Origin of the sequence: Verrucomicrobium sp. BvORR106, assembly GCF_000739655.1 — a bacterium.
Classification (GTDB): domain Bacteria; phylum Verrucomicrobiota; class Verrucomicrobiia; order Verrucomicrobiales; family Verrucomicrobiaceae; genus Verrucomicrobium.
This window is the reverse complement of record NZ_BATR01000137.1, coordinates 1-24999: the sequence shown is the minus strand read 5'-3', so window position 1 is coordinate 24999 and position 24999 is coordinate 1. Positions and strand designations below refer to the sequence as shown.

Annotated in this window: 19 protein-coding genes; 12 read left to right on the top strand and 7 right to left on the bottom strand. The window is 61.3% G+C overall.

Annotated features, from left to right (window positions below):
* The first annotated feature begins 22 nt into the window (after nucleotides 1-22).
* Genes BV106_RS25565 through BV106_RS38860 form a run of 3 tightly spaced genes read left to right on the top strand, consistent with a single transcriptional unit; the run spans nucleotide 23 to nucleotide 2768 of the window.
* On the top strand, nucleotides 23-1288 hold the full coding sequence (locus BV106_RS25565) for a vWA domain-containing protein (RefSeq protein ID WP_265596062.1): 1266 nt from the start codon (nucleotides 23-25) through the stop codon (nucleotides 1286-1288).
* 35 nt (nucleotides 1289-1323) lie between these two features.
* Complete coding sequence (locus tag BV106_RS25560; RefSeq protein ID WP_038169435.1) at nucleotides 1324-2319, top strand: hypothetical protein; 996 nt, start codon at nucleotides 1324-1326, stop codon at nucleotides 2317-2319.
* A complete protein-coding gene (locus BV106_RS38860; RefSeq protein ID WP_265596061.1) occupies nucleotides 2241-2768 on the top strand; it encodes a hypothetical protein in 528 nt (175 codons plus the stop codon). The genes BV106_RS25560 and BV106_RS38860 overlap by 79 nt, the downstream gene beginning before the upstream one ends.
* Before the next feature lie 413 nt (nucleotides 2769-3181).
* Here BV106_RS38860 and BV106_RS25550 read toward each other — a convergent pair whose 3' ends face one another.
* The gene (locus BV106_RS25550; RefSeq protein WP_038169431.1) at nucleotides 3182-3502 is read right to left on the bottom strand and encodes a multidrug efflux SMR transporter; all 321 of its coding nucleotides are present in this window, start codon (nucleotides 3500-3502) and stop codon (nucleotides 3182-3184) included.
* Between the two features lie 230 nt (nucleotides 3503-3732).
* On the opposite strand from BV106_RS25550, the gene BV106_RS25545 reads away from it, so the two are divergent.
* A complete protein-coding gene (locus BV106_RS25545; protein ID WP_038169429.1) occupies nucleotides 3733-4563 on the top strand; it encodes an arylamine N-acetyltransferase in 831 nt (276 codons plus the stop codon).
* Nucleotides 4564-4593: 30 nt separating this feature from the next.
* Here the strand turns inward: BV106_RS25545 and BV106_RS25540 are convergent, their stop codons facing one another.
* Entirely contained in the window at nucleotides 4594-5511 is a 918-nt protein-coding gene (locus tag BV106_RS25540; RefSeq protein ID WP_038169428.1) for a LysR family transcriptional regulator, read from the bottom strand.
* 106 nt (nucleotides 5512-5617) lie between these two features.
* Between BV106_RS25540 and BV106_RS25535 the strand changes: the two genes are divergently transcribed.
* Nucleotides 5618-6652, top strand: coding sequence for an NAD(P)/FAD-dependent oxidoreductase (locus BV106_RS25535; RefSeq protein WP_265596060.1), 1035 nt, complete (start codon nucleotides 5618-5620; stop codon nucleotides 6650-6652).
* Nucleotides 6653-7030: 378 nt separating this feature from the next.
* Here the strand turns inward: BV106_RS25535 and BV106_RS25530 are convergent, their stop codons facing one another.
* Nucleotides 7031-8623 carry a phospholipase D family protein gene (locus BV106_RS25530; protein WP_051946323.1) on the bottom strand — a complete coding sequence of 531 codons (1593 nt, stop codon included), beginning with the start codon at nucleotides 8621-8623 and terminating at the stop codon, nucleotides 7031-7033.
* A 155-nt stretch (nucleotides 8624-8778) separates the two neighbouring features.
* Here BV106_RS25530 and BV106_RS25525 point away from each other — a divergent pair, with 155 nt between their 5' ends.
* The 4 genes from BV106_RS25525 to BV106_RS25510 all read left to right on the top strand — a co-directional run bounded on the left by BV106_RS25525 (nucleotide 8779) and on the right by BV106_RS25510 (nucleotide 16618).
* A complete protein-coding gene (locus BV106_RS25525; RefSeq protein ID WP_038169426.1) occupies nucleotides 8779-12942 on the top strand; it encodes a translocation/assembly module TamB domain-containing protein in 4164 nt (1387 codons plus the stop codon).
* Between the two features lie 89 nt (nucleotides 12943-13031).
* Nucleotides 13032-15065, top strand: a complete 2034-nt coding sequence (locus BV106_RS25520; RefSeq protein WP_081892269.1) for a BamA/TamA family outer membrane protein — start codon at nucleotides 13032-13034, stop codon at nucleotides 15063-15065.
* 135 nt (nucleotides 15066-15200) lie between these two features.
* Nucleotides 15201-16148 carry a hypothetical protein gene (locus BV106_RS25515; RefSeq protein WP_265596059.1) on the top strand — a complete coding sequence of 316 codons (948 nt, stop codon included), beginning with the start codon at nucleotides 15201-15203 and terminating at the stop codon, nucleotides 16146-16148.
* Complete coding sequence (locus BV106_RS25510; RefSeq protein ID WP_038169422.1) at nucleotides 16145-16618, top strand: hypothetical protein; 474 nt, start codon at nucleotides 16145-16147, stop codon at nucleotides 16616-16618. The genes BV106_RS25515 and BV106_RS25510 overlap by 4 nt, the downstream gene beginning before the upstream one ends.
* Before the next feature lie 186 nt (nucleotides 16619-16804).
* Here BV106_RS25510 and BV106_RS25505 read toward each other — a convergent pair whose 3' ends face one another.
* Nucleotides 16805-17695: a protein-disulfide reductase DsbD domain-containing protein gene (locus tag BV106_RS25505; RefSeq protein ID WP_265596058.1), complete on the bottom strand. Its 891-nt coding sequence runs from the start codon at nucleotides 17693-17695 to the stop codon at nucleotides 16805-16807.
* A 37-nt stretch (nucleotides 17696-17732) separates the two neighbouring features.
* Complete coding sequence (asnS, locus tag BV106_RS25500; protein ID WP_038169420.1) at nucleotides 17733-19097, bottom strand: asparagine--tRNA ligase; 1365 nt, start codon at nucleotides 19095-19097, stop codon at nucleotides 17733-17735.
* A gap of 124 nt (nucleotides 19098-19221) precedes the next feature.
* Here asnS and BV106_RS25495 point away from each other — a divergent pair, with 124 nt between their 5' ends.
* From BV106_RS25495 to BV106_RS25485, 3 genes are all read left to right on the top strand, one after another.
* Complete coding sequence (locus tag BV106_RS25495) at nucleotides 19222-20109, top strand: M48 family metalloprotease (RefSeq protein WP_081892265.1); 888 nt, start codon at nucleotides 19222-19224, stop codon at nucleotides 20107-20109.
* 301 nt (nucleotides 20110-20410) lie between these two features.
* Nucleotides 20411-20779 carry a 50S ribosomal protein L19 gene (gene rplS / locus BV106_RS25490; RefSeq protein ID WP_038169418.1) on the top strand — a complete coding sequence of 123 codons (369 nt, stop codon included), beginning with the start codon at nucleotides 20411-20413 and terminating at the stop codon, nucleotides 20777-20779.
* Between the two features lie 196 nt (nucleotides 20780-20975).
* On the top strand, nucleotides 20976-22262 hold the full coding sequence (locus BV106_RS25485; protein ID WP_038169417.1) for a glycosyltransferase family 4 protein: 1287 nt from the start codon (nucleotides 20976-20978) through the stop codon (nucleotides 22260-22262).
* Between the two features lie 470 nt (nucleotides 22263-22732).
* Here BV106_RS25485 and BV106_RS25480 read toward each other — a convergent pair whose 3' ends face one another.
* Nucleotides 22733-24148 carry a DUF1501 domain-containing protein gene (locus BV106_RS25480; RefSeq protein ID WP_038169415.1) on the bottom strand — a complete coding sequence of 472 codons (1416 nt, stop codon included), beginning with the start codon at nucleotides 24146-24148 and terminating at the stop codon, nucleotides 22733-22735.
* Between the two features lie 22 nt (nucleotides 24149-24170).
* A partial coding sequence (locus BV106_RS25475; protein WP_038169413.1) for a DUF1553 domain-containing protein occupies nucleotides 24171-24999 on the bottom strand: 829 nt, incomplete at its 5' end.

Genomic DNA, 24999 nt, shown 5'->3' with positions numbered 1-24999 from the left:
TAAGGAACCTTGTCCTTACAATATGAGTACAGAACCGACTGCCGACGCGCTTGACGCCGCCGTGCCGCCCGTGGGCGGAAATCCTGCCCCTGCGGGCACTCCCGTGGTGGTGCATGTCGCACCGCAAGTGCCGCAAGGGCTCATTCCACCCGTGCCTTCCAAGGAGCCTAACGCCATGGTGAAATACTGGCGCAAGGTGGGTGGAGGCTCGCTGGCGCTGAGCCTGCTGATCCACTTGGCCATCCTCGTGGCGGCTTACTTCCTGGTGGAGACTATCGTTCTGGAGAAGAAGGTGGACTTCCTGCCCGGTGGTGGCAGCAAGGCGGGCCAGGAGGCCTCGCAGTCGCTCGCGCAGCAGGTGCAGCAGAAGAAGCGCACCAACATCAGCAAGATGCTGCCGATACGCAAGGTGGTGAGCACCAGCGCGAACGCCGCGATTGCCCTGCCAGACATGCCTTCAGACAATCTGGAGATGCCGGAGATGAGCAGCATGATGGGCGGCGGCATGAGCGGCAGTGCCGGATTTGGCAACCAGGGGGCGGGTGGGGGCTTTGGCACAGGCATCGGCACTGGCGGCATGAAAGGCGTCACCTTCTTCGGTATGAGCTCGCCATTGGATCGCGTGGTTTTCGTGCTGGATTTCTCCGCCTCGATGAAGAAGAACCAGGTGGAACTGGTGGTGAATGAAATGGGTAAGACTCTCAAGTTGCTGCCCATGCGTTCGCAGTATCAGGTGATCCTCTTTGCGGGCGGCGCCCGATTCGCAGATCGCAACTGGAAGGTGGAGCAGCCCAGCACGTTCGAGCGCATCATGGTGCACCGGGGCAAGCAGAAGTACCGCTTCTTCTCGCCCACCAAGTCGCACACGGACTACGCTTTTGACGGCTCTGACAACGAGCTGCCCAAGGATGACTGGCTCACCTCGAATCCCGTGAATGTGGAGCGAACCAAGGAGGAGCTCGACAAGAAGGAAACCTGGGGCGGCACTGACTGGCGCTGGGCCTTCAAAACGGCGCTGAACATGAGCCCACCGCCGAAGGTCGTATACTTCATGACGGACGGATTGGGCGGCTCCAATGTGGAGCTCATCCTGGACTACAACAAGAAGAAGGCCAAGGCCACGCTCAACACCTTCCTCATGCACACCAGTGCGGGCGCGCCGCTCATGAAAGAGATCGCTGACAAGACCGGGGGCCGGTTCACCATCGTGAAGAACGACGGAACCACCATCCCCGGGGACATGTACTTCGGCAACAAGGCCAAGTACGACAAGGAGCTGAAGGATTAGCGATCCTCCTTCGGCTTGGACTATTTCATCGCACCATGGACTCACAGAACTCACCCTCGCCAGCCTCCCGGCCCGTCAAGATCCAAAGCCTCTCTGGAACCGTCTCCGGCCTCGTCCCGGAGTCAGCTGCCCCCTCAGCCCCGGTCCAGTCTGCCGCCCCAGTGCCGCAAGCTCCCCAGCAGGTGGTGGTGACCGCCCCGGCGGGCCCGGTTCATTTCCATGGTGCCACACACATCGCCCCCACCAAGCAGCCAAATGCGGTCGTCCGCTACTGGCGCAAGGTGGGTGGCGGATCCCTCGCGCTGAGCCTGCTTATTCACGTGGCCATCCTGGTGGCGGCCTACTTCATGGTGCAGACCATCGTGCAGGAGAAGAAGGTGGACTTCCTGCCAGGCGGTGGCAAGGCGGGTCAGGAGGCCTCCAAGGCCCTCAGCCAGCAAGTGCAGCAGAAAAAGCGCACCACCTTGAACAAGTCCATGCCGATCCGGCGGATTGTTTCCCAGAACAACACGGCGGCGATCTCCCTGCCAGACGCCCCGGCGGACAGCCTCTCTATGCCGGATACGAGCAGCCTCATGGGTGGCATGGCCGGTAGTGGTGGTTTTGGCAAGGCTGGGGCTGGTGGCGGTTTCGGCACCGGTCAGGGTATCGGCGGGGTGAGCGGGTTTGCGCCAGTCACCTTCTTCGGCAAGCGGGGTGGGGATGGCCTGGCAGGCACGCTTTATGACCTGAAGCAGGATGGCGACCGCAAGCCCATTGACTACAACCCGAACAACTACGCGGCCATCATTGCCAAGGCGGCTGAGAAGAAGTTCGCCCCTACGGCGATGAAGGAGTATTACCACGCCAGCCAGCAGATGAGCTTCACCTTCCTGACCGTGCCGTACATGGCGGCAGAGGAGGGGCCCAAGGCCTTCAACGTGGAAAAAGAAGTGCAGCCCCGTGCTGGTACGTGCATTACACCGGCGTCATCAACCCGCCCACGAACGGCGAGTGGCGCTTCGTCGGGAACTTTGACGACGCCCTGGTGATCTACATCAACAACAAGTGCGTGTTTGACGGTTCGTGGTTGAACATCGGCAATCACGGCGTGCAGACTCCTGATCCCGAGATCAAGCAGGCCTTTGGCGGCCCGCCCGTCTTGACCGGTACTCAGCACTGCTATGCAGGCAAGTGGGTGCGCTTCACCGGCCCTGCCAAGATTGACATTGTGGTGGGCGAGCGTCCCGGGGGTCGCGTGGGTGGCCTGCTGCTCGTGCAGAGCAAGAAAGGCAAATACCGCGAACGGCCGGATGGCAGCCCTATTCTGCCCGTTTTTACCACCACCAAGCCGGATGTGGGTGATATCGAGCGCATGAAGCAGTTCATCAATACCAAGCCCGAGTTTGAACTGGAACTGGAGAACATCCCGGTGTTCGAAGTGAAGAAGTCCATGATGGACGAGTCGCCGCTCGACCGGATGCGCGCAGGAGGGCGGTGATTCGGTAAATCAGTAATTCGGTAGGACAGTAATTCAGTGGAGCGGTGATGACGTCATTATGTGGATGGTTGTCATCACTGCTTGCTATGTCAGGGGGGGCGTACTGACCGCGTAAACGCGGAACTCCAACCCCGGTGCGAGACGGATGATGTAGTCCGGCTGTCCCAGCCGGGTTGGGAGCGGAGGGGGTGCGACTCTCTCCGGATGTGTTGTCTCATGAACCCGGAGGGTTCGCCATGCGTAGCCATGGGTGAAGCGAGCGTAGCGAGTGCAACCCATGGAATGCAGGCCGGGAGCCCCTACCGCGGAGCGGTAGACCCATTGGGTGGCCCCACGGCAGACGCCCGCCACGTTATCGAGGTGCCTCCAGGTCTACCGACTTACAGACCCACCGGATTACTGAACTACCGAACTCATTGCCCTGAGGTAAACTTCAGCCCGACCATGCCGGCGACGATCATGAGCGCGAATAAACAACGCGCCAGGGTCAGAGGCTCGTGGAAAAGCACGATGCCCGCGATGATGGCCCCCACGGCACCGATGCCCGTCCAGATCGCGTAGGCGGTGCCCAGCGGCAGGGTGCGGACGGCGTTGCCCAACAACGCGAAACTGATGATCAGCGCCGCGCCGGTCAAAAGCGAAGGGCCAAGCTTGGTGAAGCCTTGGCTGTATTTCAGGCCAATGGTCCAGGCGATTTCAAAAATGCCGGCCAACAGAAGGATGATCCATGCCATAAGAGGTACGAGGTGTGTGCAAGTGCTAGTCCAGGCCGTCCTGGAGATGGGATTTGCTACACGAGGTCGTCCTCATGAGGACCCGGTGGTGCCGGGTATTAAGCATTACGGGGTGTCGGCAGAAATAGATGCATGGTGTCTGCATTTTATTTTCTGCACCTTGTCGCCCTCGGAGTTTGGGACGTATCCACACGCAGCCCTCGATTCTGGCAGCGCTCCGTCTCCTCCCCATGTCTGAAAACCTACTCCCACCCCTGGATCTCGACGCCTATTTCGCCCGCATCGGCTACACTGGGCCACGGGAGGCCTGCTTGCAGGTCCTGAACGGCATTGCCTTGGGGCATGCCCAGGCCATCCCGTTTGAGAATCTGGACGTGATCTCAGGCCGTGGGGTCTCGCTCGACATGACATCCGTGCAGCAGAAGCTCATTCAGGCACGCCGGGGAGGCTACTGCTTTGAGCAAAATGGCCTCTTGCTCCAGGTGTTGCTCGCCATGGGCTTCGAGGCTCAACCCATCAGTGCTCGCGTGCGCATTGGTCGCACTCGCGACATAACGCCGCCTCGCACCCACTTGTTTGTGCGGGTAGAGCTGGATGGGGCATCCTGGCTGACCGATGTGGGGGTGGGAGGCCTTAGCGCCACTGCCGCCCTTCGGCTGGAACTGGATGTTCCGCAAAAGACGCCCCACGAGACGCGAAGGATCATCCACGAAAACGGCGTGTATTATCATCAGGCCCTGTTGGGCAACGACTGGACAGATGTCTCGGAATTCACGTTGGAGGTCATGCCGCCGATCGACCGTGAGGTCGCCAACTGGTACACCAGTATGCACCCTCAGTCCCATTTCCGGGATCGGCTGATGGTTGCCCGTGCCGCCTCCGGTGGAAGGCGATACACGATGCTGAACAACGAGTTTTCCGTGCGTGATGCAGAGGGGAAAGCCGTGAAGCGGGAACTGCACACGAAAGGCGAGTTGCTGGAGGTGTTGGACGAGGAGTTTGGCCTGAAGCTTGATCCCGAGGTGCGTTTCATCGTGCCGGAGTTGGCAGACTTGGCGTAGGTGGTGGTGGCCTCGAACGCACACACTCTCCTAAAATCTCAATCCCTCTTCCAGGCACACGGCATTCTTCCTACGCAGGGCGGCATTTTCTGCCACGAAGCTCAGCATACCTTTGAGCGTGGAATTGGGATTCTCCCGGCTCCATACGACTGAAACCGGCAGAGAGAGCTGTCTGATGGGCACGAACTTGGTTTCGGGAAACGTGCACTGCTGAGTTCCCAGAATCGTAAGCGAGACGCCTTTGCCGATGGCGACCAGCACCGGGCAGCTCTCCCAGTCACTCTTGACGTACACCCTTGGCTTGATGCCACTCTGGCGGAACAGTTGATGAACGGTATCGTGAAAGCGGTCGTTGTCCTTCCTGGGGTGGAGGATGATCGTCTCGTCTTTCAGCTCAGAGAATTCGAGCTGTTTCCTCCGGGCAAACGAGTGTTGTTTGGGCAGGAGCACGCCGAGTGCCTCATCGTGCACCGTGTCGGACGCCAGGTCCTCCTCGTCCACGCTGCCTTCCACGAACCCGACGTCGAACCGGCCTTGTCGTAGCCCGGCAAAGAGGCGTTGTCGTGTCTCCTGGTGGAGTTGGATCACTACCTTTGGGAACCGCTCTTGAAACGCGCCCATGATTTTGGGCAAGCTGGCCAAAAAGACGGTGGTGGAGAACGCCACCGAGAGAGCTCCGCCCTTGATGCGGCTGATGGCGCGCACCTCGTGCTCCAGTTTATCAGCGCGGGCGATGATCTCGCGACCTTCTTTGAGGAGGAAGATACCGGTGCCAGTGAGCTTCACCTGGCGGGTGGTGCGCTCGAAGAGTTTGGTTCCCAGATCATCCTCCAGCCCGGCGATCAGGCGGGTGAGGGGAGGCTGGGTCATGCCGAGGATCTCGGCGCTGCGCCGGAAGTTGAGCTCCTCAGCCACCACCACAAAAGCCTTGAGCTTGGAGAGGTCCATGATCGATTGATGCCGTTTGGGTATCAAAAAGTCAAGCCTATTGGTAATTCTCTCTTGTGTGGTCGCAGGTAAGTTGAAGGGCGATTCATACACCTTTTTCCCACCCATGCCCGCCCTGAGCCGACGCCAAGCCCTCAAAGCCACCGTGCTAGGCACCGGGGCGCTCCTGCAGACTCCGATGCGTGCGGAGGCGGCGGTGAAGGGGGCTGAACCCCACCTTAAGATGAAATACGACCACGATGTTTTGATCGTCGGCGGCGGTCCCGCGGGACTGAGCGCCGGCATGACCCTGGGCCGCATGCTGCGTTCCGCATTGATCTGTGACGACAGCCGTCCCCGAAATGCCCCGTCCGAGCACCTGAACAACTTTCCCACCCGTGAGGGCATTCACCCCGCCGAATGGAGAAAGGAGGCGCGCAAGAATCTCGGGAAGTATGACACGATCCAGTTCGCCGATGCGACGGTGCTATCCGTCGAGCGGAGAAACGAGGGCGGCTTCATCGCGGAGCTTTCCACGGGGGCTCGCCAGACGTTCAGCAGGGTAATCCTGGCCGATGGTGTGCAGGACCGGCTTCCCAGTGCCCCAGGGTTCAAGGAATTGTGGGGCAAGGCCGTCTTTCACTGTCCGTTCTGCCATGGCTATGAAGCGAGGGGGCTGGCTTTGGGCACCGTGGCCAATGGTGCAATGGCGGCACATGCGTTGCCGATGCACTTTGGCCTGACCCAGGACCTGATCCTCTTCACCAACGGCAAGGCGGACCTGCCTGTGGAACTACGGGAGGCCATCGACCGTCGAAAAGTCCAGCTCGTGGAGTCGCCCATTCGGGAGTTGTTGCATGAGGGCACGGTGCTGAAGGCCGTGGCGCTGGAGGACGGTCGCATCATCAAGCGCGATGCGCTCTTTGCAGCGCCCGTGCCGCCGTTTGAGACCAAGTCCAAGTTAGGTGAGATGCTGGGCTGCGAAAAGACCGAGTTGGGATTGTTCAAGGTGAACGAGATGAACGAGACCACGGTGAAAGGTGTGTACGCGGCAGGGGACAACATGACCCGGCAGCACTCCGTTCTCCATGCCAGCGGTCACGGCGTCACTGCCGGGGCCGGGATCGTGTCTGATATGCTCCATGGGGAGTTCATGCGGTAGAGGTGATCCGGCATGGAGACGGGAGAAAATCAGGAGTGATTGACGTGCCTTCTGGCACCCCTTCAGGGTGCGATGAAATTTTCTGGAAACCAGGGGCAGAGCTCGTAAAACTGGCCCGGCCCCTGGCTACTATCTGCAATGCCTTCAGCATGGCTGAGGAGGTTCTTGAAGGGGCGAGCCACGGACTGTCGGAATGCTCCGCCTGACTTGAAGGTGCAATCGCGTTCTGATAGGGATGCTGGTGTATTCTTGTTACTATGCCGAAGGCATCTCAGATGGTAGCCAGGGGTTGAGCGTAGCGATACTCCTGGATACTGATGAATTGAATGCACCCTGAAGGTGTGCCAGAAGACGTGGACGCAGGGAAAATGCCGCGGCCTACAACTGACTTTCAATCGGCAACAGCGCCACGGTGCGGATAAACAGCCGCTTGCTCCAGGTGGTGGCGGGTTCGTCGAGATAACGCACCTCCTTGCCGTTCTCCAGCGTCACCCACACGAGCCGGTTGCCTTCCAATTGCAGCTTGTACGAATCCGTTTTGAGATGCTCATCGATGGCCTGGGCCATGCGGGTGCCGAGCTCCTGATTCTCAAACACCATGCCGAGCTCGGTGTTGAGGTTCAATGAGCGGGGATCGAAGTTGAGCGAGCCAATGAAAGCGCGGTGGCGGTCGGCCACGAAGGTTTTGGCGTGAAGGCTGGCACCGGAGGATCCCCGCAGCCCGGCGCGACGGGCTCCAGTGGGCGAGCGGGAGATGAGGGAGGCGTTGGGCTTGGCCTCATGCAGCTCCACACCCATGCGCAGCAGGGGCTTGCGATACTTCGCATAACCACAGTGAACCCACGGGACCTCGGTGGAGGAGAGGGAGTTGGTGAACACCACTACCCGGATCCCACGCTGGCGCAGCTTCTTGAGGTACTTCATGCCGTCCTTGCCGGGGATGAAGTAGGCGGAGACGATGAAGAGCTCCTTGTGCGTCTTGTCCGCGAGGGGGATGAGCTGGGGCATCAGATGCGGGGTGCTGGGGCCTGCCCAGACATCTGCCTTCTCCGGCGGGTCGCAGTACACGCGCGCTTGTCCCCACAGGAGGCGGGCCGGAGTACGGGGCCAGTCGCGGAAAGGGTTCTCCATGAGGGCACGGTAGTAAGCGGTGCCTTTCATCTGGGCCTCGTGCTGGGCCAGTTGTTTCCTCAAAAGTGGCAGATCGTCAGACGTCGGGCCGGTCCAGGTGAGCAGGGCCGCCGGGGCCGCCGCGGGACTGTTCCAGTAGAGATTGTACGAGTGGGTCACCTCGGGCACGGGCGGCCCCACCACCAGGACGTCCAGGTCATCGTGGTCCATGTCCTGACGCGCTTCAAAATACTCGTCACCCACGTTGCGTCCGCCAATGACGGTGAGCTGGCCGTCCACGGTGAGGGACTTGTTGTGCATGCGCCGGTTCACGCGGTGGAACTCCAGCAGAAAGCCCAGCTTGGGCAGCGTGCGCAGGGAGAGGGGATTGAAGACACGCACCTCAATGTTGGGGTGCGAGTCCAGGATGCGGAGATACGAGTCGGAGGGCTTGATCCCGACATCGTCCAGCAGCAGACGCACCTTCACACCCCGGTCAGCTGCCGCGAGGAGGCGGCTTTCCAGCAGTTGGCCGGCCGTGTCCGACTTCCAGATGTAATACTGAAGGTCGATGCTGGTACGGGCGCGGTCGATGAGGGCAAGGCGCAGCCCCAAGGCATTCACCCCGCTGCGGATGGCGTAGAATCCCGCCTCACCGGGATGTTGCTTCACCTCCCGCTGCACGTGCTGGGTCAGCGTGCTCTCGCCCTTCACCGTCCTGGTTGGCGCGGAGGGCTCCACCGGCACCGCCTTGGCCAGGCTGCTCGCAGGCAGCACGGCGGTGCGACAGGCGGTCATCTGACAGAGCGCCAGGAGGCACAGCCAGAAGGGAAGGAGGGGAAAGGCTGCCGAGCGGGCCATAGGGGAGTCGTAGGGAAAGGTGGGTCAGGTGACGGTTTTGACAAGGAGTATCCCACGAGTTGCGCAGTGGGCTGTTCTCGGTCGAGAATTCCAGAGGGGCACCTTGAGGGTTCGCTGCGCTCACTCCACCCGTCAGATCCGTAATCAAAGCAACCGTGAGTGAAAACGCCTCTGCCGAAGCCAAGCAACCCCGTAAAGCGCCCCGCCCGCGCTGGTGGGTCTGGCTGAAGCGGGTGTTGCTGGGCATTGCGGCTCTTGTGCTGGTGTTGGTGATCTTTCACCGTCCGCTCCTGAGGTGGGGCGTGGACTGGGGGGCACATCACTTTGCCGGGAAGGCTGGCTATCAGCTGGACTGGCAGTTTGGCGGCTCTGTGATCTCCGGTTTTGAGGTGGGAAAAGTCCGCGTCGTGGGGCCGAAGGATGGGGTGCTCCAGTCCATCGAGCTCAAAAATGCGGGTGCGGAGTACAGCCTCATGAAGTTGCTGAGGCAGGGACTGGGGCGGTTCGTGGATCGCTTTGAGCTTTCAGACGCGGTGGTGGTGCTGGATCTGCGCAACCAGAAGCCTCGGCTGGAGCCCAAGCCTTCCGCCGAGAAGAAGAGCCTGCCCGATATCTGGCTGGATGATCTGGCCCTGCGTAATGTCACCGTGCGGGCCATCACCCAGGACGGAGAGATCGTCCTGAAGAACCTCACGCTCGTCCTGAAACAGGGGCAGACCGGGGAACTGCGGATCGAGGAATTGGTGGTCCCCCAGAAGAGTCTGCATCTGGAGCAGGTGCGAGGCATCACCGCTCTTCAGGACCGCTGGATCCGCTTTCAGGATCTGGAGGTGATGCCGGATCTGGCGATCAAGAAACTCGCGGTGAATCTGGCACAACTCAGTGCAGGGGAACTGCCTCTGGAGCTGGACCTCACCTCAGGTGCCAGTCACCTGCAGACGAACGGGAGCCTGAAGGGTGTGGGGAAGGAAAAGCTTTCTCTGGATCTGGAACTGGCGGTGGATCAATTCGGCGATGTTGACTTGCGGCGCTGGGTCGCCTTGCCCGCAGGGATGACTTGGCAGGTGGATCGGCTGGCCGGGCATGTCTCAGGGCCGCCCGCTGAACCGCAGGCTTTGACGGCGGACCTGGCCCTGCATGCCACCTCCTTCATCACCGGGCAGAATGGCTTCAAGGTGGATGATCTCAACACGCGTCTCACCATCAACTCCGGGAGGCTCGAGCTTCATGATGCCATCATTAAGGCAGGGCGGAACAACGTCAAACTCACGGGGCAGACTGACCTGCCGCCCTCCTGGCGTGAAACGGCCAGGAGTCCTGCCACGGTCAAGTTTGAGCTGGATGCGCCCGCGCTGGAGGAACTCATGCCCGGTCGCGCGATATTAACCGGGGGCGTCAAAGGCGGTGGCACCGTCTCGGTCAAAGATGCCCTCCTGGCCGGAGCGGATCTCAAGCTGGGCAGCAGGGATCTCACGATCTCGCAGTACGCCTTCAGCGACTTTCAGGTCAACATCGCCACGGATGCCAAGGTGGTCACGGTTCATGAAATACGCGCCAATCTGAATGACCAGACGAGCGCGGTGGTGGTCGGGCAGGTGAATCTGGAGGGGCGTCAACAGGCGGCGCTGAAGGTCACCCTACGTGGTGAAGATCTCAACACTCTCTCTGACCTCAAGCAGTGGCTGAACATCTACCCTCCCGCCTCTGGGGTGCTGGATGGGACGGCGGATGTCCGCTTCGACATCGCTGATCTGCGGGAGAAGAACTTCCGCCGGATTCAGGCCACGGGGGTTGTGGGGCTCACCGATCTGAAGTGGAATCAAGGCTCTCTGGAGAAGGGGGAGGTGAACTTTGAATTCAAGGAAAACAAGGTGCAGATCCGGGCATTGGACCTCGCGTTTGACGGCCAGAACACGTTGCATCTCACCGGAGACATGAGCCTGGATGAGCCTCGTCCCGCGAATGTGGCCTGGAAGGCGGAGTTTGCCCAGATCTCTGCGCTCACCAGCTGGATCCAGACGGAGTCGGTGGAAAGTCTGCCTCCCCCTCAAGCCGGGGCGCTGGTGACGGAAGGGAGGGCGAGTGTCAACCTCTCGGATCTGAAAGCGCGTGACCACAGTCGGGTGGCGGCGGTGGCAACGCTGAATCTGAAGGAGGTTCAGTGGCTCAACGCCGTGCTGGCAGACGCCGGCCTGGATCTGGAGGTGCAGCAGGGCAAGGTCTCGGCGAAGAAGCTGGACATCCGGTTCGATGAAAAGAACCAGGTCCACGGCGTGGCCTCCATGGAGCTGGCCCAGCCGAATGCGTTCACCGCTGATCTGAAAGGGGGGCTGACGGATCTGCCTGGACTTTCCGGCTGGCTGGAGCTGTTCAAGGGGCCGACCATCAACAGCGGGTCGGTGGTGCTCGACTGGTCGGGTTCTGGGAAACTGAAGCCTCTGGAGGTGAAGGGCAACGGCGTGGTGCGGGTCAAGGACTTCGCCCTCGCGGGCAATCCCAACCACTACGATCTGGACCTGAAGACCCGGCATGAGGGGCGCACGGCGGAGCTCACCCGTCTCTTTGCCCAGTTTGGGAAGTTTCGGCTGGAGGCGGCGGGTTCGGTCTCGGACACCGATCTGAAGCTCACCGGACTCTCTGTGAAGTCGGGTGCGGTTGCCCTGGCATCCGGGAAGGTTACCATCCCGCTCGCGCTGGGGGCGCAGCCGCGGCCTAAGATCCCCGTGGACCGCACCCGTCCCGTGGAGGTCGCCTTGGAGATGAAGGACCTGAAGTTCGAGGAGCTTTTCGCGGCCCTGGGGCGGAAGTCGCCTCCAGTCAGCGGCACCGTGGCGGGGAAGGTGCAGTTGCAGGGGCTCCTGGCGGAGCTGACGGGGGATGTGGATGTGAAGGTCAGCGATCTGGCCTCTGCGGCGTTGAAGGGCAAGCTGGAGCCCGCCAGCGTGCGTCTGCAAGGGAAGCTGGTGCCGGGCAGGCTGAGCGTGGAAGCGGAGGTGGTGCAAAGCCCGCTGAAGCCCATGGTCATCAAGGCCGCGCTGCCGCTGGAGGTGGAGAAGGTGCTGGCTGATCCCGCCACCCTGCAGGACGCCCCTTTGCAGGCAGAGCTGAGCCTGCCGGAGTCCGACCTGGGCTTTGTCGCCCGTCTGGTGCCCACCATGGAGCGGGTGCAGGGGACGGTGGGGGCGGAGGTGAAACTGGAGGGGCCGCTGCGTCGGCCCAGCTGGCGGGGCAGGCTGCGTCTGAACGTGCCCTCCGCTGAGCTCGCCAAGGGCCAGATGAGTGTGCGGGATGTGCGGACCAATCTCTCCTTCGTGGAGAAGAAGATCACCATCGAGGACGCTTCGGCAATCCTGGCTGGGGGCGAGATCCGTGCCTCGGGTGGGGTGAATGTGGAAGACCTCGCCAAGCCGGACATCAACGTCAACGTGGTGGCGCGGCAGGCACTCATCCTGCGGGATGACACGATGAGCCTGCGGGCCGATGGCAATCTGGCCATCCGAGGCCCGCTGGATGGCGCATCCGTCTCCGGTCGCGTAGAGCTGGTGCGAGGACGCGTCTTCAAAGAGATCGAGTTCCTGCCGCTGTCCCTGCCAGAGCAATTGCCTCCGCCACCTCCGCCCGTGAAGCGGAGCACCGGTAAACCGGCTGCGCCACCGCCGTTTGATAAATGGAAGCTGGACGTGAAGGTGGTGACTCGTGATCCCGTTCGCCTTCTGGGCAATGTGCTCAACGGCGCCGTCGTGGTGGACCTGCACGTCGGAGGCACCGGGGGCAGCCCAGAAGTGACAGGCCGCTCCACGCTGGACAATGCCAGGGTGCAGCTTCCCTTCAGCCGCCTGAACATCACCCGGGGGAACATCCTCTTTACCAAGGAGCGCCCGCTGGACCCGGAGCTGGACCTCCAGGGGGACTCGGTCGTGGGAAACTATGTCGTGAACGTTTTTGCCTATGGCCCGGCGTTGAAACCCAAGGTGAGATTTACCTCGAACCCGCCTCTTTCAGAGGGAGAGATTGCCACGCTCCTGGCTACCGGGTCCACGGCCGGTGACCTTACCTCGTCCGAGGGCGTGGCGGCCAACCGAGCCGCGTTCCTTCTGCTGAGTCAGACGTACCGCAAGCTCTTCCGCAAGGCGGCCCCGCGGCGCATCGACGAAGAGCCGCCCAAGCTAAGCTTCAGTTTCTCCCCCCTGAGCACGGGGAACACCCAGCGCGCGGTGACGGCCACTTATGAGATCAATCCCCGGCTCCAGGCCATCGGTGAGGTGAGCGAGCGGGGGACCTTCCGCGGGCTGTTGCACTATCTGGTGAGGTTCAGGTAGTCGAGGGCGGGCGGGATGAGATTTAACCACAGAGACACAGAGAGCACAGAGAGCACAGAGCACTGAGTATTAAGATTGATCAGGATAAGATGAAATTACTTCCTCCATGTCTGCTGGTATTGGTGGTGGCATTGGCCATGGCCGGGCTGGCGCATGGGCAGGCGTTTGTGATCGAGACCCAGGGGCTGCGTGTGGAGCTGACGGGCGTGGGCAAGGGGGCGGCGGATGATGTGAAGGCGGTGGTGCAGGAGCAGATCCAGCTCACGGAGGACAAGGAGATGAGTGCGCCGCTGGCGGATGACCTGGCCTTCTTTGTCCGGCAGCGCTATCTGGATCTGGGCTATCCGGACGCGGTGGTGAACTGGGAGATCCAGGGTGGGGCGGCCCTGCTGGCGGTGACCGAGGGGGATGTCTTCAAGGTGGGAGCCATCCGGTACGAGGGAAATACCAGCCAGGAGGAGGTCCAGCTCACGCGGTATCTCTTGCGGCCTACGCATGACAAGCTGGGCGGCAGCAGTGCCAGCCCGGTCTTTGTGGAGGCCGACATCAAGGCGGGTGCCCAGTTGGTGCAGCGCTATTTCCAGGCTCAAGGGTATCTGGAGGCCGCGGTGGCGGAGCCGGTGTTCGACTACAACAAGGCTACCATGCAGGTGGGCGTCCTGGTGAAGATCACAGAGGGCCGGAAGTATCTCTTCGGCAGCGTGCAGTTCACCGGTGATCTGCTGGGGCGGGACAAGGAGGTGCAGGAGGCCGTGTCGGAGTTCTCCGGGCAACCGTTCAGTGAGGTAAAAGTGGAGACCGCCCGTGCGAAGATCGCCAGCGTTTATCAAATGCGCGGCCACTTTGCCGCCGTCGTCAACGCCGTGGCCAATCCGGCTGCCAATGCCTCGGGCACGGTTCCGGTCTTGTACCAGATCCAGGCCGGCCCCGTGTACGAGATCAGCGCAGTGGAGATCGACCCCAAGTTCTCCGCAGGAGCCCAGCGACTCATCAAGGCCAGCTTCAAGCCTGCCGTGGGTACCACGTACTCGCCCTCGGAACTGGAGATCATGAACCGTCGTCTGCTGGATACGGGGGTGTTTGCCCGGATGGAGCTGGAACCCGTGGCCCAACCCGGAGGCACCCTCGTGCTACAGGTGAAGGGGGAGGAGGGCATGCGCACCACGGTGGGATTCTATGGCGGCTACGAGACCTTCCAGGGACCCATCATCGGTGCCGAGGTGCGGCAGGTGAACTTCATGGACAGCGGGAACACCGCCAGTGCGAAGGCGGAGTACACCGGGCGGGGCATCAACGGTTCGTTGAAACTGCTTGATCCAGCCCTCTTTGGATCCCGCTACAGTCTGGCGGCCGAGGTGGGGGCGGAGACCTTCTCCATCTTTGACTACGACCGGCAGTCCTATTTTGGCAAGCTGGCCCTGGAGCGTCGCTGGAACAAGCACATCACCGCCAGCCTCTTCGGCCAGGTCTCGGCAAACAGCACGGAGTCCACAGAGCTGACGCCAGAGGAACTGGGGCCGGATGAGTACAATCTGGGGTCCGTGGGGATGGCGTTGGTGTTTGACTACCGGAACAGTCCGGTGGTGCCGACAGACGGATGGATGGCCAGTGCGGGAGTGACGACATCTGGAGGGGACGTGCAGTTTCTCAAGAGCGAGATCTCCCTGGCCGTGTATCAACCGCTTACCAAGAAGCTCCGCATCGCGGCCGCAGCCCGGGCGAGGGCGGTGCAGATCAGCGGCGGCGTGGACGAGTTGCCCATCGACCTGCGCCTCTTCAACGGCGGGGCCACCTCGGTCCGCAGCTTCGCGGAGCGCGAGATGGGACCCAAGTCCAAGTCAGGCACGCCTCTGGGCGGCACCGCCACCCATGTCTTCAGCGTGGAGCTGTCCTACGAGATCCGGCCCAATCTGGAACTGGCCCTCTTTGGCGATGCCGGCACGGTCAGCCGGGAGGAGGACAACGTCTTCGCCTCTCCTTCAGACCTGCGCTATGCCATCGGCCTGGGGATCCGATACAAGCTTCCCATCGGTCCGCTCCGGGTGGACTACGGCTTCAATCCTGACCGCAGGGAGGGGGAGGACATGGGGGCGTTGCATATCACCTTCGGTTTTGCGTTTTGACGGAAATTTCGGGTTTGGGCTGTCACAGTGCCGCCCTCATTCACAAGCAGTGGTTGAATGATGCGCGAAATCGGCTTTTCTCAGTGCCCTGCCGATGCTGTATCTCCATCTCTGTTCCCATTTTCCACCGAGCACATGTTAAGCTGGTTGCGTCGTTTTTCTGTCTATGGGGATATCTGGATGCGCTACCTGCACTGGGGGGCCCGGCACTGCCCCTGGTTCATGGAGCCGGTCTTCATGGCGGGATTCACCTTTATCTTCTGGGCGCTGTGTGGCACCGCCCGAAATGCGGTGGCGCGGAACTTGACCTTCGTCCTGCCCGGAACTTCCCTGCTGGGCAACCAGTTCCGGGCGTTTCGTGTGTTCTGGAATTTCGCCTGGACCATGACGGATCTGGCCCATGTGAGAAACGGGGATGACATCATCACTTGGGAGGTCTCTGGCATGCCGGACCTGCTCAAGCTTCAGGCCAAGGAAGACGGTGCTGTGCTGATGACGGCTCACATGGGCAGCTACGATGTGGCGGCACCCATGTTCGCCAATCGGTTCAAGTGTCCCATCCACATGGTGCGCGCTCCTGAGCGCATGCGGGAGAGTCAGGAATTCCAGAAAAACAAGAGAGAGCGGCAAGAGTCAGAAGACTTCGTCGTGCACTACAACGAGCCTGGCAGCATGCTCGGGGTAGAGCTCGCTCGAGCCATTGGCGAGGGCGGCATCGTCGCCATTCAGGGCGATCGTGTGCTCTTCGATGTCTCGCCCATGCGTCTAGACTTCAAGCCCGGCGTGGAGTGGAATATTCCCCGCGGTCCATTCATTCTAGCCACCGTGGCTCGTACCACGATCCACCCCGTTTTTATCATCCGTATGGGGTATCGGCGCTACCGGGTGCATGCGGAGCCCTCCTTTGGTGTGGCGACCGCGGGCCTGGACAGAAACGAATCTCAGATGAAGGCCGCGAGCCAGTGGAACCAAGTGCTGCGCTCCGTGATCGAGCAGTACTGGTATCAATGGTTTGTCTTTGAAGATGTGTTTGCATCCCAACCGGATGCAGCGAAAACTCCCACTGCTCCTCCCGCTGTATGAGCCACGATTCTGCCATCGACACGGTCATTCCCGCCAGCGTGCGTCGCCCGGAGAAGGAAGTGTACGGGTTTGCCGCCGGGGTTTCACTGTGGACCTTCCTGGTGATCGAGCACTATTTCTCCCTGTGGGCAGGGGACAGCACGTTGAGGTTTGCCCTCACGTTTCTGTATGTTCCGGTGGTTTGCTTTTTCGTGTTGGTAGCCGTCACCATGGTGGCCCTCTGTCTGGCCGCTCTCCCCAGCCGTTGGTTGAAGCTGGGTCGCGACCAGTACGAGCGGCTCGCCTGCGTGACGCTGTTGAGCTTCTTCGGCCTTGCCTCGCTCGTGTTGTTGGGTGAGCTGGAGCCCACCGCGCATTTCCTCGGTTGGGTCTGGTGGGCAGGTCTCGCCTTTTGCCTGCTGATCCATGCTTTCGGTAAATCGATGGCCGAGGAGCCCGATGGAAGCCTGCAGTTGAAGCCGGAGAATTGAGGATGGGGCATTTCCAGGTACAGGGCTCGTCAAACTCGCCCGGTCCCAGGCTACCTTCTGGGATGCCTTCGGCATGACGGGTTCGCCCTCGCTAGGGGGCAAGGTTTGATTGATTGATGGGCTGATCTACGTTCGGCGGTTGGGCCCAACCGCTCTCACAAGTGCAGCCACGAGATTCGTGTTCGCCTATGGATCCACCGGTTCGATGACAATCAACGGCACATCGATCGCCACGGAGTTCGTGCCTTTTGCATCCCAACCTTGCTTTGACTGCAACACGCCCACCAGTCGCTTCGCCAAGGGTTGTTCGGCGTACTGGGAAACTTCAAGGGTGAGCCTCAGGGCTCCGTTGGCGAGTGGCTCCAGCACCTGATCTTTGTCGGCATTCACCAGGCCGTCGTCGGTGAAGAACAGCACGTCCTTAATCTTGCCTTTGGGCATGCCTTCGCTATTAGGGGTCAGGGTGACGGTGACATGCTTTTCATCCCGGCTCGCCAGCACCGTCCAACCCTTGAGCGGCTTGGGGCTGGAGGCCAGGGTGGCATCAAAGCGCTCCTGCCACTTCGTATTCACCAAGGTCTCCGGAGCTGCGTCCGCTGCCGCGACAGGCAGGTCCAGTGTCAATTCATTGAACCCAGGATTGCAGTCCCGACCGCAGCACATCCAGGAGGTCTTGCCTTTCAAGGTGACCTTCGTACCAGCTGCCAAATCACTGGGTGGGGTCAGGCGGACGGGGAGGAGCATGTCCCCGTGGTACCCTTGAGCCCGGATCTGAAACATGTGGACCTGCTTCGGCTCTGGCCAGGTGATGTCGTCTGCCTTCCAGCCGGGAGGGAGCGTCCAGTCCATGCTGGTGGGCACACCGACGATGCCGGGGAACTTCCAATAGGTGTGGTAGCCCTCGCGATGCACCAGGTGCAGCCCTGCGTAGAAGGGGACGCCGGGTTTCACCTGGGTCACATTCGCCACCAGGGTCACGTCCAGGGGCTCGGCGGCACGCGCCGGGGAGCCAGCCAGGGTGAGAACCAGAGCGGCGGGAACCGCCAGAAGAGCAGGGAGGGAGGAGCGAAAAGACAAGGCAGGCATCAAATCAATCAGTCTGGGGGAAATCGAATCAGAACTCAGCGTGCCCAGGGGTCCGGGCAAAGGGAATGACGTCGCGGATGTTGCTTACGCCGGTGGCGAACATGAGGAAACGCTCAAAACCCATGCCGAAGCCAGCATGGGGTACGGTGCCAAAGCGTCGGAGGTCAGCATACCAACGGTAGTTCTCCTCACTCAGACCATGGGCGGCCATCGCCTGCTCAAGCAGATCCAGTCGCTCCTCGCGCTGGCTGCCGCCGATGATCTCGCCAATGCCGGGAACCAGCACGTCCATGGCGGCAACAGTCCGGCCATCGTCGTTCTGTCGCATGTAGAAGGGCTTCAAGCTGCGGGGGTAGTTGAAGACCGTGACCGGGCTCTGGAAATGCTCCTCGGCGAGAAAGCGTTCATGCTCGGACTGGAGATTTTGACCCCATTCCACCGGGTACTCGAACTTGCGCCCCGACTTGATCAGAAGGTCCACCGCATCCGTGTAGCTGACGCGTTGGAAGGGCTTGTCCAAAGTGTGCTGCAGACGGGCGATGAGGCCGGTGTCCACGAACTTGTTGAAGAATTCCAGCTCCTCGCCGCAGGTTTCGAACAACGCCTTCAGCAGGTATTTCACATTTGCTTCGGCCAGGCCCATGTCGGCCTCCAGATCATAGAAGGCCATCTCTGGCTCGATCATCCAGAACTCTGCGGCATGACGTGCGGTGTTGGAATTCTCCGCCCGGAAGGTGGGGCCGAACGTGTAAATCTTGCTCAAGGCACAGGCGAACACCTCGCCCTGAAGCTGGCCGCTCACGGTGAGGAAGGTGGGCTTGCCAAAGAAGTCCTCCTCCGGCTTGGCCGCGCTGCCTTGGGGGAGTGTGGTCACGCGGAACATCTCACCCGCGCCTTCACAGTCGCTGCTGGTGATGATGGGCGTGTGCACGTAGAAGAAGTCCTGCTCCTGGAAGAACTTGTGGATGGCAAAGGCCATGCGGCTGCGCACGCGAAAGACACTGCCAAGGAGGTTCGTGCGCGGGCGGAGATGCGAGATGGAGCGGAGGAACTCCGGCGTGTGGCCCTTTTTCTGGAGGACATACGTGCCATCGGACTCGCCCACGATCTCCACGTTCTTGGCCAGCACCTCAAAGGCCTGCTTCCCGCCTGGCGATGCCACCAGATCCCCCGTGACGCGGACGGAGGCACCTGTGAGGATCTTTGGGTAAAGTTCTGCGCAGGCCAGCGCGTTGTCCGCCACGACCTGCAGGCCCCGCAGGCAGGAGCCGTCGTTGAGTTCGATGAAGGTGCAGGCCTTTGAGTCCCGCCGGGTTCGCACCCAGCCTTGCACCGTTACGTCCTGAACCGGTTCCTTGGAAGCGAGGAGGCTGCGAATGTTGGGAGTGACCATATGCGAAGGTAATCAGGCCGGGGGAAAAGCAAGACCTACCATCTGCCAGAGGCTCAGGGAAAGTTTGTAGCTTGGCTTGTCACACCAAACGCGATACAAAGATAAACATACCAACCACATCCTCATGAAAATCCGGAGCTTCCTGGACCAGTTGATGGCCCCCACCGTGCACAGTGCGTACGAGACCGGATACAGCGGGGGACGCCGACCGCAGATGTCCGGGTGCGGCATGCGGGTGGCCATCGGCCTCGCCATCGCAGCCTTTGCCCTCTTCAGCTACTTTAGCAGCACCAGCTCGGAGACGAACAACTTCACGGGTCGCACCCAGCGGCTGAAACTGAATCCCCAGCAGGAGATCCAGCTCGGTCTGGCCTCCCGGCAAAAGATGGCTGCCATGCACGGCGGGGTTTCCAGCGATGAGCAGGCCAGGGAGTTCGTCAATCGGGTCGGACAGAAGCTGGTGAAGGACACGGATGCTGATGAGACAGCCTACAAGTTTGAGTTCCACCTCCTGGCGGATCGCAACACGGTGAATGCCTTCGCCCTGCCGGGTGGGCAGATCTTCATCACGGAGGCGCTGTTCCGCCTGCTCAAGACGGAGGATGAACTGGCCGGGGTGCTGGGGCATGAGATCGGTCACGTGGTCGGTCGGCACAGCTCCGAGCAGATCGCCAAGTCCGAGCTGGTGGGGGGCCTCACCACGGCGTTTGTCGTGGCCTCCAGTGACGGCTCCAGCAACACCAATGCGCAACTCGCCCAACTGGTGAACCAGGTGGTGAACACCAAGTACGGTCGCGATGATGAACTGGAGTCCGACCGGCTGGGCGTGAAGTTCCTCTATGAGGCTGGCTACAATCCAGAGGCCCTTATCAAGGTGATGGAGATCCTCAAGCAGGCCAGCGGGGGAGGGGGCGGGCCGCCCGAGTTTCTGAGCACCCATCCCAGCTCCAAGAACCGGATTGAGCAGATCAAAGCAGAAATCGCCAAGATTCGAGCGTCAGGCAGGAAGTGACGGGAAAGGGAATTTTTTAGAATGGTGTCCTGGCGGCCGTGTGTTTTGCGTCAATGGCGTCGCGGGTCGCGTTTCGCGGGGGTTTATTTAAGAATTTTCGGGGCGTGTCTTGCGAGTGGGTTCATATGGTGTAAAGATTGCAAAATTATCAGGGATTGCGGGACATCGGCGACTCTGGAATTTCAGCTTCGCTCCTTCGGATTTCCGAAACAAAAGACTTGCACGGAATAGGAATGCTGGCAGTCTATGCGCCCTTTCCCGCCGCTGTGAAGCGGCCACCCTCATCGCAGGAGACCCCGTCATGAGCATTATCGCCAAGATCGAACAAGAACAACTGAAGTCGACCCTCCCCGCATTCAATGTGGGTGACAGTGTCAAAGTCCATACCCGCGTTATTGAGGGCGAGAAAGAGCGTATCCAGATTTTCGCTGGCATTGTCATCGCCCGTAAAGGTCGCGGTCTCAACAAGGCTTTCACGGTTCGCAAAATCTCCAACGGTGAAGGCGTCGAACGCGTGTTCCCCCTTCACACCCCCAAGATCGCCAAGATCGAAATCGTCCGTCAGGGCAAGGTGCGTCGCGCCCGTCTTCACTACCTCCGTGGCCGCCTCGGCAAGGAAGCTGTGACGGTGAAAGAGCGTGCCAGCGAGCGCACCAGCGCCGCGAGCTAATTTGGCAGGACGTCTCCAAGACATTTCTCAAAGCCGGATACCGTAAGGTTTCCGGCTTTTTGTTTGTCTGAGGCGCGACAATTTCGATGCTGTGGGACGTAAGAACCACGGAAGGGATGCGCGTTCGCGCACGTATTTCCCTGACCTCACTGCCCGCCCTCCTTCATCACCGCTTTCTCCCGCCTGCTCTTGCCCGATGCGCATCATTCACCTCACGCCTGGCACCGGTTCCTTTCACTGCGGAAGCTGTCTGCGGGACAACGCCCTCATCAAGGCGCTGCGAGCCCGGGGGCACGATGCGATGATCATCCCGCTCTACCTCCCCCTGATGACGGATGCAGACGAGGCGAACCCTGAGCAGTCAGTGAAAGTGGGGGGAGTTTCCTTGTACCTGCAGCAGCGCCTGCCCGGCTTTCGGTTCCTGCCGCGTTTCCTGCGCACCTGGCTGGATGGCGAGAATCTGCTGCGCTGGGCTTCGCGGTTCATGGGCATGACCAGTGCCCGCGACTTGGGGGAGATGACCGTGGGCAGCCTGCTGGGGGAGGAGGGGCGTCAGTGGTCAGAGTGGGATCGCCTCATCCAGTGGCTGGAGACTGAGGGCAAGCCCGACGTGATTTCCTTGTCCAACTCGCTGCTCATCGGATTGGCCCCTGCGCTGGTCCGTCGGGTCAAAGCGCCCGTGGTGGTCTCCCTTCAGGGGGAGGATTCGTTTCTGGACACGCTCACTGAGCCCTATCGCACGCAGGCTTGGGATCTCATGCAGAAGAACGCCCAGTCCGTGGCTCGCTTCATTTCCCCCAGTGACTTCTACGCCAGGGTCATGGCGCAACGTCTTGCGGTTCCTGCGGAGCGGGTGAGTGTGGTGTACAACGGCCTGAACTATGAGGGCTGGTCGCATGACCGTCGCGAACCGGAGGTTCCCACCATCGGTTACCTGGCCCGCATGATCCATGGCAAGGGGCTGACGACCTTGGTTGACGCTTTCATCGAACTCGCCCGACGCGGCAGCGTACCCGGCGTGAAGCTGCGTATCGCCGGAGCCAAGACCCCTGCGGACGACAAGTACATTGAAGGGCTGCAATCCAAGCTCGCTGCCGCCGGTCTGGCGGATCGCGTGACTTGGGAGCCCAATGTGAGTTTCGAGGAGAAGACTAAGTTCCTACACGAGGTCACTGTCTTTTCCGTGCCCGCCACCTACGGCGAAGCCTTCGGGCTGTATGTGGTGGAGGCCCAGGCCGCAGGTCTGCCCGTCGTCCAGCCCCGTCATGGTGCTTTCCCGGAGTTGTTGGATATTACCCAAGGTGGCGAGTTGTGCGATCCAGATGACGTGAAGAGCCTCAGCCAGACGCTGGAAAAAGTGCTGGTGGATCACGAGCACCGCACGGCGTTGAGCCGGAAGGGGAGGGAGAATACGCGGGCGCGGTTTAGCGCGGAGAAGATGGCGGCGGATTTTGATGACGTACTGAGTTCAGTAAATCGGTGATTCAGTAGCTCAGTAATTCAGTAGATCCGTGGGGCAGTGTGCTCGGGAGTAAAGGAGGCGGGGGTTCCCAGCCCCGCGTGAGAGCGGAGTGGGGAGATGTTTGATCGCTGATAGACGGTGTTACCGCATGCCACGTCAGGGGCAGCGCGTCCTGAGCCGCATAAATGCGGTACTCCAACCCTGCTGCGGAAGGGAGGGTGTAGTCCGGCTGTCCCCAGCCGGGTTGGGAGCGGAGGGGGTGACGTTCAAATGCCATTGTTCGTGCTGACCGTCTGGTTCGTCAGGGGTGGCGCGTCCTGACCGCGTAAACGCGGAACTCCAACCCTGCCGATGGAGCGGAGAGGGTTGGAGTATCTTCAGGCGGCCGAAGTTTTTCCTAACGCGTTTCCCGTCCCAAGCGCGATCCACCGACTCACTGGCCTGCTGAGTTACCGGTTTACTGAATTACTGAATCACTAAATCACCGACCCTCAGGTCAACAACTCCTTCACCACGTGCCCGTGCACGTCCGTGAGCCGGAAGTCTCTTCCCGCATACCTAAACGTGAGCTTCTCGTGATCCAGTCCCAGCAGGTGCAGGATGGTGGCGTGCATGTCGTGCATGTGCACCTTGTCCTGCACGGCGAAGTGGCCGAAGTCATCGGTGGCACCGTGGGCGTAGCCGGCTTTCACCCCTGCGCCAGCCAGCCATTGGGTGAAGCCCACGGGGTTGTGATCGCGACCGGTCCCATTTCGCTCGGCATATGGGGTACGGCCAAACTCTCCACCCCACCAGACGAGGGTGTCTTCCAGGAGCCCGCGCTGTTTCAGATCTGCCAGGAGACCGGCGATTGGCTTGTCCACCGCAGCGGCATGGTCGGCGTGCTTGGGCAGGTTGGAATGCTGGTCCCAGGCGGGATTGTTGGAGTTGTCCGTGTAGTTCACCTGGATGTAGCGCACGCCGGACTCGGCGAGCTTGCGGGCCATCAGACACTGACGGCCAAAGTTCTCGCTGGCCTTTTCGTTGATCCCGTACAGGTCCAAGGTGGCGGGGGACTCGTTGGTCACGTCGAGCGTGTCGGGCGCGTTCGTCTGGAGCCGCCAGGCGAGTTCATAGGAGTTGATCACCGCATCGAGCTCGGCGTCCGCCTGCCCCTGGGCCAAGGATGATGCACGGCGCATCTGCTCATCATTGAGGGATCGCAGCAGGTCGAACTGCCGCCCCTGTTGCTCCGGCGTGAGGAGCGGATTGCGCAGGTTCCGGATGGTGGCCTCCCGCGCGGGTAGCCCGGCGCGGCCTAACGTCGTGCCCTGGTGCACGGCGGGGAGGAAGGCGGTGCCGTAGTTGCGCGGGCCGCCGTTGCTCAGACTGGGACTGATGCTGACGAATGAGGGCAGGTTTTCATTCTCCGTGCCCAGCCCGTAGCTGATCCATGAGCCCATGCTGGGGCGAATGAAGTTGGTGGTGCCGGTGTGGAGAAACAACGTGGCCGGCCCGTGGGCCACGCCCTCCGTGTGCATGGAGTGCACAAAGCACATCTCATCCACCTTCTGGGACATGTGGGGGAAGAGGCTGGAAGCCCAGCGTCCGGACTCGCCCTGCTGCTTGAACTCCCAGAGCGGCTGCATGATGCGCTGGGCGGCGCCCATGCCGGTTTTGGCGATGGCGCGTTGATCCTCGAACTCCATCATCTTCCCGTTGTCGCGGATAAGCCGGGGCTTGTAGTCGAAGGAGTCCACATGGCTCACGCCGCCTGCCATGAACAGGAAGATGACCCGTTTCGCCTTGGGTGGGAAGTGGGTGTGCCGGGCGGCGAGGGGATTGGGGGCGCCCTGGGCCATGGCGGCGAGAGCCAGGGAGCCGAAACCACAGGCGGTGGTCTGGAGGAAGTGGCGGCGGTCAAGCATGGTGGGAGAGGGGCTGAAGGCGTCAGTTGAGGTAGCGGAAGTCCACAGAGGCGAAGAGCGTCTGGATCAGAAGGGACCAGTTGTCGAGTCGGCGGGCCTCGGCGTCCTGTTCGGAGGCGGAGACCGTGACGAAATCGAGCGCCAGGCGCAGTTCACGCGGACCAGGTGATCGGCCCAGAATCTCCCGGTAAGCCTGCCGGACCAAGGCCTCGTCACCCAAGTCGGACGCGACGAGACGCTGCGCTGCCAGCCGGGACTGCTCCAGCATGAAGGGGTGGTTCAGGAAATAGAGCGCCTGCGGGGCCACCGTGCTGCTGCTGCGGCGGCCAATGGGCTGGTTGATATCCGCAAAGTCGAAGGTCTCAAAGAGCTCCAGTCGCTTGTTGCGAAAGGCCGGGGTGTACACGCTGCGGCGCACGTCGGTGAAGACGTAGTTGTACTCCAGGTTCTGCGCGGCCCCGGAGTTGGAGTCGATGGCGTCTGCCTTGACGTTTGGGCCTCCCACCTTGGGGTCCAGTTGACCGCTCATCACCAGGATGGAGTCGCGAATAGACTCCGCGTCCATGCGACGGCGATTCTGTCGCCACCAGTGGCGATTGTCGGGATCGGCCTGAAGACTGGCGTCTGGGCCGGTCGAGGCCATGCGGTAGGTGCGGCCCATCACAAGCCGTTTCACCAGTCGCTTCAAGCTCCAGCCATCCTCCATGAACTCGACCGCCAGCGCGTCGAGCAGCTCGGGGTGCGTGGGCTTCTCACCCGTGGTGCCGAAGTTGTCCACCGTGCGCACCAGGCCTTCACCATGCAGCCACATCCACGTGCGGTTCACGAGCACTCGGGCGGTGAGGGGATTG